Annotated in this window: 10 protein-coding genes and 1 tRNA gene; 8 read left to right on the top strand and 3 right to left on the bottom strand. The window is 66.1% G+C overall.

Going from position 1 to position 14227, the window contains the following annotated elements:
* The first annotated feature begins 1 nt into the window (after position 1).
* The 3 genes from AC5Y4C_RS12375 to AC5Y4C_RS12365 are packed head-to-tail and all read left to right on the top strand — an operon-like array spanning position 2 to position 871.
* On the top strand, positions 2–169 hold the full coding sequence (locus tag AC5Y4C_RS12375) for a DUF4244 domain-containing protein (protein ID WP_499913844.1): 168 nt from the start codon (positions 2–4) through the stop codon (positions 167–169).
* 26 nt (positions 170–195) lie between these two features.
* Positions 196–501 (top strand): TadE family type IV pilus minor pilin, encoded by a 306-nt coding sequence (locus AC5Y4C_RS12370; protein ID WP_499961456.1) that lies wholly within the window; start codon positions 196–198, stop codon positions 499–501.
* The gene (locus tag AC5Y4C_RS12365) at positions 431–871 is read left to right on the top strand and encodes an Rv3654c family TadE-like protein (protein WP_499907501.1); all 441 of its coding nucleotides are present in this window, start codon (positions 431–433) and stop codon (positions 869–871) included. The genes AC5Y4C_RS12370 and AC5Y4C_RS12365 overlap by 71 nt, the downstream gene beginning before the upstream one ends.
* Positions 872–1097: 226 nt before the next feature.
* Here AC5Y4C_RS12365 and AC5Y4C_RS12360 read toward each other — a convergent pair whose 3' ends face one another.
* Positions 1098–3431 carry a DEAD/DEAH box helicase gene (locus AC5Y4C_RS12360; protein WP_499961457.1) on the bottom strand — a complete coding sequence of 778 codons (2334 nt, stop codon included), beginning with the start codon at positions 3429–3431 and terminating at the stop codon, positions 1098–1100.
* 287 nt (positions 3432–3718) lie between these two features.
* On the opposite strand from AC5Y4C_RS12360, the gene AC5Y4C_RS12355 reads away from it, so the two are divergent.
* The 3 genes from AC5Y4C_RS12355 to topA all read left to right on the top strand — a co-directional run bounded on the left by AC5Y4C_RS12355 (position 3719) and on the right by topA (position 7557).
* Positions 3719–3922, top strand: a complete 204-nt coding sequence (locus tag AC5Y4C_RS12355) for a cold-shock protein (protein WP_003925183.1) — start codon at positions 3719–3721, stop codon at positions 3920–3922.
* Between the two features lie 152 nt (positions 3923–4074).
* A complete protein-coding gene (locus AC5Y4C_RS12350) occupies positions 4075–4653 on the top strand; it encodes a hypothetical protein (protein ID WP_499961458.1) in 579 nt (192 codons plus the stop codon).
* A 114-nt stretch (positions 4654–4767) separates the two neighbouring features.
* The gene (gene topA / locus AC5Y4C_RS12345; RefSeq protein ID WP_499907293.1) at positions 4768–7557 is read left to right on the top strand and encodes a type I DNA topoisomerase; all 2790 of its coding nucleotides are present in this window, start codon (positions 4768–4770) and stop codon (positions 7555–7557) included.
* Between the two features lie 87 nt (positions 7558–7644).
* Here the strand turns inward: topA and AC5Y4C_RS12340 are convergent, their stop codons facing one another.
* Positions 7645–9291: an adenylate/guanylate cyclase domain-containing protein gene (locus AC5Y4C_RS12340; RefSeq protein WP_499907291.1), complete on the bottom strand. Its 1647-nt coding sequence runs from the start codon at positions 9289–9291 to the stop codon at positions 7645–7647.
* A gap of 14 nt (positions 9292–9305) precedes the next feature.
* On the opposite strand from AC5Y4C_RS12340, the gene AC5Y4C_RS12335 reads away from it, so the two are divergent.
* Together AC5Y4C_RS12335 and AC5Y4C_RS12330 are read left to right on the top strand one after the other, a co-directional pair.
* A complete protein-coding gene (locus tag AC5Y4C_RS12335) occupies positions 9306–10514 on the top strand; it encodes a DNA polymerase III subunit delta' (RefSeq protein ID WP_499961460.1) in 1209 nt (402 codons plus the stop codon).
* Between the two features lie 50 nt (positions 10515–10564).
* Positions 10565–10640, top strand: a tRNA-Thr gene (locus tag AC5Y4C_RS12330).
* A 73-nt stretch (positions 10641–10713) separates the two neighbouring features.
* On the opposite strand, the gene AC5Y4C_RS12325 is transcribed toward AC5Y4C_RS12330, so the two are convergent.
* Positions 10714–12492 (bottom strand): hypothetical protein, encoded by a 1779-nt coding sequence (locus tag AC5Y4C_RS12325; protein ID WP_499961462.1) that lies wholly within the window; start codon positions 12490–12492, stop codon positions 10714–10716.
* Positions 12493–14227 lie beyond the last annotated feature (1735 nt).

The raw sequence follows: 14227 nt of genomic DNA, 5'->3' as shown, positions 1-14227 counted from the left end.
GATGACGCTGCTCTTGGTAGCCGACGACGGGATGTCGACGGTCGAGTACGCGATCGGCACGATCGCTGCAGCGGCGTTCGGCGCAATCCTGTACACCGTGGTGACGGGCGACTCGATCGTCGGCGCGCTGACCAAGATCATCAGCCGGGCGTTGACCACCAACGTCTGACAGCGGGCGATCGTGGGTCCGTCACGGTGGAGGCCGCTTTCGGTATCGCGGCGCTGGTGGCCGTGCTCGTGCTCTGCGTCGCCGGCGTCACCGCCGTCTCGATGCAGATCCGCTGCATCGACGCGGCCCGCGAAGCGGCGCGGCTGGCGGCCCGCGGCGACGATGCCAACGCGCAGGGCGTCGCACGGCGCATCGCTCCATCTGATGCAGCGGTGCAACTGCGTCGCGACGGCGAATTCACCGTTGCACGCGTCACCGCCGATTCGATCCTGCTGCCGGGGATCACGATCGCGGCTGAAGCGGTGTCGATGGCCGAACCGACGGGCACGTGAGAACGGGTCGGCCAGCATCGTCGCCGCGACCATGATCGCGGTGCTGCTCGCCGTCAGCGTCGGCGCGCTGCAGATCGGTTCGGCAGTGATCGCACGCCATCGCGCGCAGGCCGCAGCTGACATGGCGGCATTGGCGGCTGCCACCGCCATGCCCGCCGGCGCCTCTGCCGCATGCGAGAAGGCTTCTGCGGTCGCGCGGTTCATGGGTACGTCGGTGAGCATGTGCAGCGCCGAGGGGCTCGACGTCCTCGTTGCGGTCGAGGCACGCTCGGCGTTGACCGCGTGGGGCGTCGGCTCGGCACGTGCCATCGCGCGCGCCGGACCTGTCGGCGCGTTACAACTCCTGCGGAATTCGTCGCGCAAACGCTGATTCGCATCAGCAAACGAATCTTCGCTGCGCAACGGAGCTTGCGCATATCCTTCGGAGGCGGTACTTTTCGCGTTCATCCGAGCAATCGGATCGTGAAACGGAATGCGCAGTCATTGCGTTCACCGCGTCTGTCGTACGGCATGACGGCTGTCTTCAGCAGCGAGGAGAGCGTCTCACCGGCTGACATGAAGTCAACCCGTGGAGACGACTGTCGAGGGGTCGGTCGTCATCGGCGGGTGGGTCGGGAGGCCCGCGCGGTCAATTCGGTCAGCACCAGCCGAAGCACCCGTACCGCGGCCTTCTTGTCGAGCGGGTCATTTCCGTTGCCGCACTTAGGTGATTGCACGCACGACGGGCAACCTTCCGGGCATTCGCATGCGTCGATGGCGTCGGCCGTGGCCGACAGCCATGTGGCCGCCTGACGGAACCCCCGTTCTGCGAACCCGGCGCCGCCCGGATGTCCGTCGTACACGAACACCGTGGGCAATCCTGTGTCAGGGCCGACGGCGATCGACAACCCGCCGATGTCGCCGCGATCGCAACTGGCAACCAGCGGCAGCAGCCCTATCGCGGCGTGTTCGGCGGCGTGCAGCGCGCCTGGAACCTGCATCCACTCGATGCCGTTGCGCTCCAATGCTTCTGGCGTGACGGTGTACATCACGGCCACCGTTTCCAAGGTGCGCGCAGGCATGTCGAGCTCGACGAAGTCGATCACCTCGCCGGCGGCCGTGCGGCGCAGATAACCGATCACCTGGTTGGTGACGGTGACCGGCACGAGCCCGAGCGTGACGTCCCCGAATGTTGACCGTTCGTCCTCGCCGGTGACGTTGATGTCAGTGACCTCGCGCGCGTACGTCGCGTAGCCGGGGTCTTCGGCGTGGACGAGTGCGATGCCCTCGGTGAAGTCCAGCGTGTCGACGACGTAGGTCTCGCCCTGATGCAGATACACCGCGCCGGGATGCACCGACAACGCCGCGCGGCCCGCCTCGACACCGCCGAGCAGCCGGCCCGTATCGGCCTCCAGGATCGCGATCTGCTCACCGCTGGCACCGCGGATGTTCACTGCCGGGTGCGGGTCGACACCCGGCGCAGCGAAATAGCCGCTGCCGCGCCGACGCAACAGACCCTCGTCGACCAACGTTTCGGCGACGCTCGCCGCGCCCCATGTCCGCACCTCCGCTTCGGTCAGCGGCAATTCGGTTGCAGCGCAGAGTAATTGAGGCCCGACAACATACGGGTTGGATGGGTCGATCACCACCATCTCGATTGGCTTCTCGAGCAATGCCGCCGGGTGGTGTACCAGGTAGGTGTCCAGCGGATCGTCACGCGCGATCAGCACCACCAATGCGCTCTGCCCCCGTCGCCCCGACCGTCCTGCCTGCTGCCAGAACGACGTGACGCTGCCCGGAAAGCCGGCCAGCACCACCGCGTCCAGTCCGGCGATGTCCACACCGAGTTCCAGCGCGTTGGTGGTGGCCAGTCCGACGAGATCCCCTGTCGCGAACGCACGTTCGAGTGCACGACGGTCTTCGGCCAGATAGCCGGCGCGGTACGACGCGACCCGGTGCACGAGCTGCGGCGCGGTCTCGGCCAGTCGAGCGCGGGCGGCGAGCGCGGTGAGTTCCGCGCCGCGGCGTGACCGCACGAAGGTCAGCGTGCGCGCGCCTTCCGCCACCAGGTTGGCCATCACACGGGCGGCCTCCGCCCCGGCTGAGCGGCGCACCGGCGCTCCGTGCTCGCCGGTGACATCGGTGCGAAGCGCCGGCTCCCACAATGCGACTGTCCTTGCGCCGTGCGGAGATTCGTCGTCGGTGACCTCGTCGACGGGCGCACCGATGAGCTGTGCCGCCGTCGCGCCCGGCGACGCGGTGGTGGCGCTGGCGAACACGACGGTCGGTGTCGCGGTGTACCGGCCGCACAGCCGCAGCAGCCGGCGCAGCACCAACGCCACGTTGGACCCGAAAACGCCGCGGTAGTAATGGCATTCGTCGATGACGACGAACTTGAGGTTTCGCAGGAAAACCGCCCAGCGGGCGTGGTTGCGCAGCATCGCCAGATGGATCATGTCCGGATTGGAGAACACCCACCGGGACTGCTCTCGCGCGAACCGGCGCACTTCGGCAGGACTGTCGCCGTCGAACGAGGCCGGCGCGACGTCGGCGAGCCGGCCGACGGCCTCGGTGAGTGACGTCGCGGTTCGCAACTGGTCATGACCCAACGCCTTGGTGGGCGACAGATACAGCGCCCGGGCCCGGCGGTCGTCAGCCAGCGCGCACATGATCGGCAGTTGGTAGGCCAACGATTTGCCCGACGCGGTTCCGGTGCTGATCACCACATGCCGGCCCTGGTGTGCCAGCGTCGCGGCGCGCGCCTGATGCGCCCACGGCGCCGTCACGCCGCGAGCGGCGAACGCGCCGACCACGTCGTCGGCGGCCCAATCCGGCCAAGCCACAGGGGCACCAGCATTGGCGGGCAATTCGGCGACGTGCCGCAGCGGTTGCTCATGTGGGTCGGTGCCGGCGAGCGCACTGCTGAGTAGCTCACGGCCGAAACTGGCCATCGCTTCCTCCGATTCGCTCGTTTGACGCTGCCGTCGAAATGAATTCTTCACGAGTCTCGGCGGCCAAGACTGTCGCATTCGCGGCGAACGTGATTGACTAACCACGGTCGCAGCTTCTGTGTTCGTGTGTTTGCACTCGCAGGATCGACGTTGCGATCGCAGTTCCTGCGAGGATGAGAGGCCGGTTTCACCCCGGTGGCACCACGAAGGATGGCGGTCGTGACAGGCCCGGTGTATCGAAAGACGGTGCACCGCAACCCTGTAACAGAGAAGGAAGTAAGCAGGAAATGCCACAGGGAACTGTGAAGTGGTTCAACGCAGAAAAGGGCTTCGGCTTCATCGCGCCGGAGGACGGCTCTGCTGACGTGTTCGTCCACTACACGGAGATTCAAGGCAGCGGGTTTCGCACCCTGGAAGAGAACCAACGAGTCGAGTTCGAGGTCGGGCAGAGCCCCAAGGGGCCGCAGGCCACAGGTGTGCGTTCCATCTGAGTAACCGAACTTACGGAACCCCCGCAGTCGTTCGCGACGGCGGGGGTTTTCGTTTCTCTCCCCGCGAACGTGCGTGTCTGCGCACCGACACGCCGACGGAACCGCACAAGAGTGCACTCTCGCGCCGTTCCGAGCGGGCTTACTGTCGTGTCGTGAGCCAGCTGTCGTTCTTCTCGGCCGAGTCGGTGCCGCCCGCGGTCACCGACTTGACCGGCGTGCTGGCTGCCCCCGGCCAGGTCGTCGTGGTCGGCACAGGTGCGCGGCTGTCCGTGGTCGTCGATCGGCCGTGGCGGGCGCAGGCACTGGCCGAGATGATCGACGAGGCCGGATTGGACGCCGAAATCACCCGCACCGACGAAGACACGCCTCTGGTGCGCACAGCGGTGGACCCGCGTCTGCGAATCATCGCCGACGAGTGGACCCGCGGGGCGGTCAAGACCGTACCGCGCAACTGGCTGCCAGGCCCCCGTGAACTGCGGGCCTGGGTGCTCGCGGCAGGCAGTCGGGAAGCCGACCGCTACCTGCTCGGCTTGGACCCCCGCGCGCCGGATACCCATTCACCGCTGGCGTCGGCCCTGATGAGAGTCGGAATCGCGCCGACTCTGATCGGGACCCGCGGAGCCCGCCCGGCGCTACGGATAAGCGGCCGTCGTCGGCTATCGCGGCTGGTAGAGAACGTGGGGGAACCACCCGCCGACGTGGAGGCGTTGTCGCAATGGCCCCACGTCTGAGGGGAGTCGACGGGGAAGTCGGTTTGCGCAGGTGCGGTCCGGGGTGTCATCTTGTCAATTGCTGACAGGGCCGCAGGGCGCCGATCGGCAGGAAGAAGTGGAGCAAAAGCGCAGTTGGCTGACGACGGTCGCACCGGCGGCAACGGAAACAAGAAAGTGCGGCGGCTCGTCATCGTCGAGTCGCCGACCAAAGCGCGCAAACTAGCGGGTTACCTCGGGTCGAACTACATCGTCGAGTCGTCCCGCGGCCACATCCGCGACCTGCCGAGAAACGCCGCAGACGTGCCGGCCAAGTACAAATCCGAGCCGTGGGCGCGGCTGGGCGTCAACGTCGAACACAATTTCGAGCCGCTGTACATCATCAGCCCGGACAAGAAGAGCACGGTCAGCGAGCTCAAGAGCAAGCTCAAAGACGTCGACGAGCTGTACCTGGCCACTGACGGCGACCGCGAGGGTGAGGCCATCGCCTGGCACCTGCTCGAGACCCTCAAGCCGCGCATCCCCGTGAAGCGGATGGTCTTCCACGAGATCACCGAACCGGCCATCCGCGCGGCCGCCGAGCATCCGCGGGATCTGGACAACGACCTGGTCGACGCGCAGGAGACCCGCCGCATCCTGGACCGGCTGTACGGCTACGAAGTCAGCCCGGTGCTGTGGAAGAAGGTCGCGCCCAAGCTTTCGGCGGGCCGCGTGCAGTCGGTGGCCACCCGGATCATCGTCCAGCGGGAACGCGACCGGATGGCGTTCCGCAGCGCCAGCTACTGGGACGTCGTCGCCGAGCTGGATGCCGGCGCCGAGGCCACCCCGCGCACATTCAGCGCCCGGCTGGTCAACGTCGACGACCGCCGCGTCGCCACCGGCCGTGACTTCGACTCGCTGGGTCAGCTGCGCAACGACGACGTGCTGGTGCTCGATGCCGAGCAGGCACAGTCGCTGGCGCGGGGGTTGCGTGGCGCGGAGCTGACGGTCTCGTCGGTCGAGCAGAAGCCCTATACGCGCAGGCCCTACGCGCCGTTCATGACGTCGACGCTGCAGCAGGAGGCCGCCCGCAAGCTGCGATTCAGCTCGGAGCGCACGATGAGCGTCGCCCAGCGGCTGTACGAGAACGGCTACATCACCTATATGCGTACCGACTCGACCACGCTGTCGCAGTCGGCCATCGACGCGGCGCGCCGCCAGGCCCGCGAACTGTACGGCGACGAGTACGTCCACCCCAGCCCGCGCCAATACAACCGCAAGGTCAAGAACGCGCAGGAGGCCCACGAGGCGATCCGGCCCGCCGGTGACTCGTTCGCCACCCCCGGTCAGCTGCACGGTGTGCTCGACAACGACGAGTTCCGGCTCTACGAGCTGATCTGGCAGCGCACGGTGGCCTCGCAGATGGCAGACGCGCGCGGCACCACGCTGAGCCTGCGCATCACCGGCGCGGCTGACGACGGCCGGCGCGTCGTCTTCACGGCCAGCGGCCGCACGATCACCTTCCCGGGCTTCCTGGCCGCCTACGTCGAGAGCATCGACGAACTGGCCGGCGGAGAGGCCGACGACGCGGAGAGCCGCCTGCCGCAGCTTGTGCAGGGCCAGCACGTCACCGCCAACGAGCTCACCGCCGACGGGCACACCACCAACCCGCCGCCGCGCTACACCGAGGCGTCGCTGATCAAGGCGCTCGAAGACCTCGGCATCGGCCGGCCGTCGACGTACTCGTCGATCATCAAGACCATCCAGGACCGCGGCTACGTCCAGAAGAAGGGCAGCGCGTTGGTGCCGTCGTGGGTGGCGTTCGCGGTGACGGGGCTTTTGGAGCAGCACTTCGGCCGGCTCGTCGACTACGACTTTACGGCCGCGATGGAAGACGAGCTCGACGAGATCGCCAACGGCCAAGAGCAGCGCACCACCTGGCTGAGCAACTTCTACTTCGGCGGCGAGCACGGAGTGCCGGAGTCGATTGCCCGCGCCGGCGGCCTGAAGAAGCTGGTCGGTGTCAATCTCGAGGGCATCGACGCACGAGAAGTCAACTCCATCAAGCTTTTTGACGACGAGCAGGGCCGCCCGATCTATGTGCGGGTGGGTAAGAATGGGCCCTATTTGGAGCGCATGGTCGAAGGCCCCGACGGGGAGCCGACACCGCAGCGAGCCAACCTGTCTGATGCGATCACACCCGACGAGCTGACGTTGGAGTTGGCCGAAAAGCTCTTCGCGACACCACAAGAGGGCCGCTCGCTGGGTGTGGACCCGCAGACCGGGCACGAGATCGTCGCCAAGGACGGCCGATACGGGCCATACGTCACCGAGGTGCTGCCATCCTCCGACGACGAAGACGACGATGGCGACGGCACCAATGCGAAGTCCCGCAAGAAGCCGACCGGCCCCAAGCCGCGTACCGCGTCGCTGCTGCGGTCGATGGATCTGGAGACGGTCACCCTGGAGGATGCGCTGAAGCTGCTGTCGCTGCCGCGGGTGGTGGGCGTCGACCCGTCGACCGGCGAGGAGATCACCGCGCAGAACGGCCGCTATGGGCCATACCTCAAGCGCGGCAACGACTCTCGCTCGCTGGCCTCTGAAGAGCAGCTGTTCACGATCACGCTCGACGAGGCGCTGAAGATCTATGCGGAGCCGAAACGCCGTGGGCGACAAGCAGCTTCGCTGCCGCCACTGCGTGAGCTCGGTAACGATCCCGCGACGGGCAAGCCGATGGTGATCAAGGACGGGCGGTTCGGCCCCTACGTGACCGACGGTGAGACGAACGCCAGCCTGCGCAAGGGCGACGACGTGTTGACGATCACCGACGAGCGCGCCGCCGAGCTGCTTGCCGAACGCCGCGCCCGCGGGCCGGTGAAGCGCAAGGCCACACGCAAGAGCGCCGCCAAGAAGGGCGCCCGCAAGTCGGCTGCTAAAAAGGCCTAGGCGCCTCCGCGCCAGACGCCGAAACGGTACTCCGCGCGGGCCTTTCTCGCACTTCGCCGCGGTAGTTACCGTCTCGGCGGTGAAGACCTACACCTTGGACGGCACGTTGAGCTTGACCGGGCGGGCCAGCTGTGTCGGCGCCGTGCGCCCGCGGAGTTCGACGATCTCACCGACGTCCCAGCACAACGCCTCGGAGTCCAAGGCTCCGCTCACCGCGATCGCAGACGCGAGCACGTGGCCCTCCTCGAGCTTGGCGAGCTCGGTGAGCCGAGCGGCTTCGTTGACCGGGTCGCCGATGACCGTGTACTCGAAGCGGGCCTGCGCGCCGATGTGCCCGGCGATCGCGCGGCCGGCGGACACCCCGATGCCGAATTCGTTGGCGCCCAACACTTTTATCAGTTCGTCGTGCAATGACCGCGCGGCGGCCAGCGCGGCTCCGTAGGCGTCCGGGTGCTCCAGCGGCGCGCCGAAGATCGCCAGCGCCGCATCGCCCTGGAACTTGTTGACGAAGCCGCCGTGGCGGTTGACCGTTTCGACGACGATGCGGAAGAACTCGTTGAGCAGGCCGACGACCTCGGCGGGCGGACGGGTCGCCGCCAGCTGCGTGGAGCCGACCAGATCGACGAACAACACTGCGACGTCACGCTCTTCGCCGCCGAGCTCGGGGCGGCTCTCCAAGGCGCGGCGGGCGACGTCCTCGCCGACGTAGCGGCCGAACAGATCGCGCAGTCGCTGCCGCTCCGACAGGTCGCGGACCATGTCGTTGAATCCGGCCTGCAACAGGCCGAGTTCGCTGGCGTCATAGATCTGGACGTGAGCGTTGTAGTTGCCGCGCTGCACCTCTCCGAGCGCCCAGCGCAACTGGCGCAGCGGGTCGGCGATGGACATCGCCGTGAGTACGGTGCCCGCCAGCCCGATCACCAGCGCGGCGACCGCGAGCAGGAGGATCGGCATGAACAGTTCGTCGGCGGACGCGTGCAGGATCGACAGCTTGGTCGCCACAATCGCGGCGATGATCGCGATAATCGGCACCGCGGTGGACAGCACCCACGTCAGCAGCGTCCGCAGGATCACGCCCGGAGCGTGAATCTGCTCCGGCACGCCCTGTCGCAGCGCCGCTACGGCGACCGGCCGCAGTACCCGCTCGGCTTGCAGGTAGCCGATGATCGACGTTGCCGTGGCGCCCAGCGCGGTGGCGACGGCCACCACCGGCGCGGAGTGGCTTGCGACCGGCCAGATTGCGATCATGAAGATCGTGCCGCCCAGGCACCAGTTGATCGCGCTTATGACCGACCGATAGAACGGCATTTTCAGCGCACGGGTACGTGCCTGCTCGGTGGCGACGGGATCGGCTTCGGACAACCGGCCGTCGCGGTCGCGACGTTGCCAGCGGAACACCGGCATGAGCAGCCGGAGGCTGATAAGTGATCCAAATGTGAAGGCCAGGAACAGAACTGCCGCGAACAACGCCAGATTCGCTTGCGGCAGATCCTGAATCACCACGCGGTCTTCGGGAGGCAGCCCGAATCGCAGGAATCCCAAGACAAACAGCGCGCCGATGATGTCGGCTTGAAGCATTCCCAAGGTGAACACCGGCCAGGGGGTACGGATCACCCACCGAGCGAATGCCCTGATCCGCCCGATTGTCCTGGCCGTTTTTCCCACGGAACTACCGTATCGGTCCCAGCAGGCAGGGAGTAGCGCTAGCTCGCCGGTCGTGTCGGCCCGTGTCACTAGGGTTGGCGGTGATGAGCGGCGTTTTTTCGCGGTTGGTGGGTCAGGGGCCCGTCGAGGCCGAGCTGATCGCCGCCGCGCGCGCGGCACGCGGTGATTCGGCTCACAGCGCGTCGAGCACCGGGACCATGACACACGCGTGGCTGATCACCGGGCCACCGGGTTCGGGCCGGTCAATCGCGGCGCTGTGCTTTGCTGCCGCGCTGCAGTGCACCGCGGACGGTGAACCCGGGTGCGGCCAGTGCAAGGCCTGTGTCACCACCATGGCCGGCACGCACGCCGACGTCCGCCGGATCGTGCCGGAAGGGCTTTCCATCGGCGTCGACGAGATGCGCTCGATCGTGCAGATCGCCTCCCGGCGGCCGAGCACCGGGCGCTGGCAGGTGGTCGTGATCGAAGACGCCGACCGGCTCACCGAAGGAGCGGCCAACGCGCTGCTGAAGGTGGTCGAGGAGCCGCCGCCGTCGACCGTCTTTCTGCTTTGCGCGCCGTCGGTCGATCCGGAGGACATCGCGATCACGCTGCGGTCGCGCTGCCGGCATGTGGCGCTGCTGACCCCGAGCGTCGACGCGATCGCACAGGTGCTCGTCGACACCGACGGGCTGCCCGTCGAAGAGGCGCGGTGGGCGGCTTCGGTGAGCGGCGGTCACGTGGGCCGCGCGCGGCGGTTGGCGACGGATCCGGCGGCACGTGAGCGGCGGGAACGGGCATTGGGGCTGGTGCGCGATGCGGTGAAGCCGTCGCGGGCCTTTGCGGCGGCTGAGGAGCTGGTTGCGACGGCCGAGGCCGAGGCGCGCGCACTGACCGCCGAGCGCGACGAGACCGAGGCCGAAGAGCTTCGAACAGCGCTCGGCGCAGGGGGGACCGGCAAGGGAACGGCCGCGACGCTGCGGGGCGCCACGGGCGCCATCAGAGATTTGGAGCGGCGGCAGAAGTCTCGGCAGACCCGCGCCTCCCGTGACGCCCTGGACCGCGCATTGATCGACCTCGCGAACTACTTCCGGGATGCGCTGTTGGTGGCAAGCGGCGCTGCGCAGGTGCGGGCGAATCACCCCGACATGGCCGAGCGGGTGCGAGCGTTGGCCGACCATGCGGCTCCGGAGCGGCTGCTGGTGTGCATCGAAGCGGTGCTGGCGTGTCGGGAGGCGTTGGCCACCAACGTCAAGCCGAAGTTCGCGGTTGACGGGATGGTCGCTGCGCTGGGGCAGGCGCTGCGCGACTGACTTGGGCCGGTCGCGGCCGCTGCCGTAGACTCGGGCCGCCCGTAAGGCACGCCACCTTAGCTCAGTCGGCAGAGCGGCTCACTCGTAATGAGCAGGTCAGGAGTTCGATTCTCCTAGGTGGCTCCACTTGTTTGGGCGAGCGTGCGTGTCTGTGCGGCGACACGCCGGTAACTCCGTACGTCAGCGCCCGCTCAGCCCCTCACGAAGGTGCGACGAATCCCACCGGCCCTGAGGAAATGCACATCGACGTCGCGGCGGTGTTGATACGCACATTGATCGCGTCTCCGGCGCCGGGAAGGCGGACGAACACTCGGTTGAGACCTGGATGAATTGGCACCTTTGTTTGCGGTCCTTCGGACAGCGACATCGTCATCGAGCCTTCAGTGTTGGCGAGGTAGTTGATCTCGACTGTCCAGTTTTCCGGCAGCAGTGGACCGTCGAGAGCCATCCGAACCGGCGCGTCGGTCTGCGCGAAATATCCGCACTGCGGGACTGGGCCGGGGGTGATGATCCGCACCCAGGTCACTCGGGCGCCGACGAGGCGTCCGGTCCGGTCGAGCATCCTCAATTGACTTGTGCTCGAGGAGAATTCAGGGCGCTGCTTCAGGAGTGCGAACATGTGGCTGGCCAGGTTTTCCGGCCATGCCACCCGCTGGAGGATGAACGGGTCGACTTCCTGGTCGAGCAGTGGCGCGTCAGATGCTTGTGCCAGAGTGCTTTTCGCGTTCTCGATATAGGGCTGGACGGGGTTGTCGCGCCAGCTGGTCATGAAGGTGGCGGTGGAGTAGAGGCTGGAGCCGACGAACGCGGCACCGATGCCCGCGACCGCTGTTGTGCGCGTGCGGGATACGTCGAGCCAGGTCGACGTCGCGCGGTTGGGCGCACAGAAAGCGACGGCTGCGCAAAGCACGATCACGACGACGAGATCGGGGAAATACCGTAGTGTTTGGGCGAGTTCGAGAGCGGTGAAACGGGATGACCGCATGAGGTAGATCGGGACTTGGCAGGCAACGGCGTACCCGGCGACGACGATCCAGACGGCGACTATGCGTTGCTTGCGGATCAGCGAGATTGCGAGGACCGCGGCAAGCGCTAGCCAGCCGATCGCCATGACGATTGTCGACGGTGTGGCCCATGGCGAGGCCGGTGCCCAGCGTGCCCACGACCACGGGCCGCCGACCAGGCCCGGCACGATCCCGTGAGTGATGGAGCGGCGCAGCAGATCCCACGTCATACGTAAGTCGGAACTCCAGCGCTGTTGGTCTACGACGACGAGGTAGAGCATTACCCACGCAGCGGTCAGCGCGAGACTGCCGATCCACAAGCGTTTGCCCCTTTGCCACACGGTGCGGACGGGCGTTCGGCCGCCGGTGACATGCACCAGGAGGGCAGTGACCGTGAAGGCGACGAACGGTATGACAGCCGCCTTCTCGAAGAAAAGCAGGCCGCCGAAGTAGGCGAGCAGCGCGGTGACGGCGTAGCGCTGATTGCCGGTCCGGACGAGGAGGATGGCGTCTGCGCACACCCATGCCATGGCCGCAAGCATCGGGAGGGAGTTGAGCGCGGCGGCCCACCACGCGAAGCCCGGGACGGCGAGAGGGCAGAACAGCGCGAACGTGAGCGGAACGAGTAGCACGGGGCGCCACCCGAGGGTGACGTGAAGGGCGCGTAGCAGGGCAAGGGAAGCGAGCAGTTGCAGCACGAAGAGGCTGATCGCCGGGCCGGTCCAGTTAAGTGGGGCCAGGCGAGTAATGACGCCGGCGAGGAGGAACGCCGCAGGCATGACGTGGCCGTCGTGGTCGTCGAACAGGTAGGACGGCGAGAGGATGTTCTGCGTGCCCGCGCGCCCGATGAGGATGAGGTCGTCCCAGTAGAAGTAGCCGCGGAAAGCGAGAACGGCCCGGACGATGAGCTGGCCCGTGATCAGGAGCCCGGCGACAACGGCGACCCAGGGAATGCGGGCCGTGGGGGCTGCCATGGGTCCTTTCATCGCCGGGGCATGCGGACTTCCTCGACTGTACGAGCCTGGTGCCACGGGTCTCGTTTGGTGATACGGGAGGGCAAGGGGGCCGCTTAGGCTGACGAAATGCAGGAGAATCCGCCGGGAGCAGGCTACGGGCCGTATCAGATACCTCCGCAAGCTGGAGGTGACACCGCGCCAAATATTTCGCCACCAGGTCCATACCCGCCGCCTCCGAAACGCACTTCTCGTCTCAGCCTCGTCTTAGCGGTCATCGCGCACTCCTAATCGGGCACAGCGCTAGTGATCTCCCTGGTTCGTAAACCGGAGGCGTCGTCGGCGCCGTCGCCTGCGCCGGCGCCGCCAGCGGTGCCTGCACAGCAAGTCTTCGTTGACGACGCTGATCGTGCGCTGTGTCAGGCGATAACTCCGTTGATGAATGGTGTGATTGAGCAGAATAGGCAATTCGCTAGATTGGCGCCAGGCTCGCCAGAGCAGGGTGCCGCCATACCTCAATACAAGAATTATATTGAGAATTGGGCCAAGCAGATCCAAGGTCTACTCAATGCGCATGCCGAACCACCGAGATATCTCACGAGGACGCTACAAGCATTTATCGATGACAAACTCCTGTATGTGGAAATGGTACAACCCGGATATGTTGATGCGTTCGATAGAGATACGTGGGCCCAATCGTCAATCGATATCGGTGGTCCGCTCGGGACTTGCAGGAATTTGGGAATAACTTGGAGATGATTGTTAAACCTGACGCACCCAAGTCCAGCGACTACTTTCGGCAGGTCCTTCGCCGAACTTTGGCGTGAATCAATTGCAGTACTGGTCAGAAGTGTCGGAATCACAATCGTTCGAAAGGGGCGCGCATCCAGTGCTGCAGCCGACGACGTAGAACGTGTCATGAATCGGCTCCCCTCCCTCGACCAAGGGCAAGAGGCTGCGCCAGGATGGTTGGTTGACCTCGATGTCTACACACTTTGTACTGCCACCGCGCCTGAGGCCATGCCCCACGGGTGTGGGAGGAGCCGCGGGAAGGCAGGACGGCCCGGACGGTGAGCTGAGCCGTGATCGTCGCCGTGCAATCAGACTTCCTCGACTGGACGAGTCGGAAGTCGCCGGGGTTGTTTGGTCGTGCGGGCCGCTTAAGCTAGCGAAATGCATGGAAACTCACCGGGAATGGGTTATGGGCCGCACCAGATGTCGCAGCAGTTTGGTGGGCATGTCACGCCGTCAGCGCCTATGTCTGCTGCAGCGCCTTATTCACCGCCGCCGAGGCGCACTTCTTGGCTGGGCGTTGTCTTGGGTGTAATCGCTGTAGCACTGGCCGCTGCGGCGTTAGTGGTATCGCTCGTACGCAAACCGGAGGTTTCATCGTCGCCGCCACCCGCGCCGCCGCCACCAGCGGCGCCTGCCCAGCAAGTCTTCGTTGCGGACGCCGACCGAGCGCTGTGCCAAGCGATTCAGCCACTGATGAGAGAAATAGGAGAACAGAATAACTCCTTTGCAAAACTTTCCCCCGGCTCTCCAGAACAGGGAGTTGCGATTCCCGGGTATAAGTCGTTCATCGAAAAGTGGGCTGATCGGGTTGAGGAAGCCCTTAACTCGAATGCGAATCCGCCGCGGTATTTAACGAGAACCCTGCAGGCGTATATCGATGACAAATTGCTGTACGTAGAGCTCGCCGAGCCTGGAAGGGTTGATCCGGGTGATCAGATCACTTGGAATCAAGCATCGATCG

This window comes from Mycobacterium sp. NGS35 (assembly GCF_059812855.1).
This window is presented reverse-complemented; position numbering and strand designations above follow the sequence as displayed.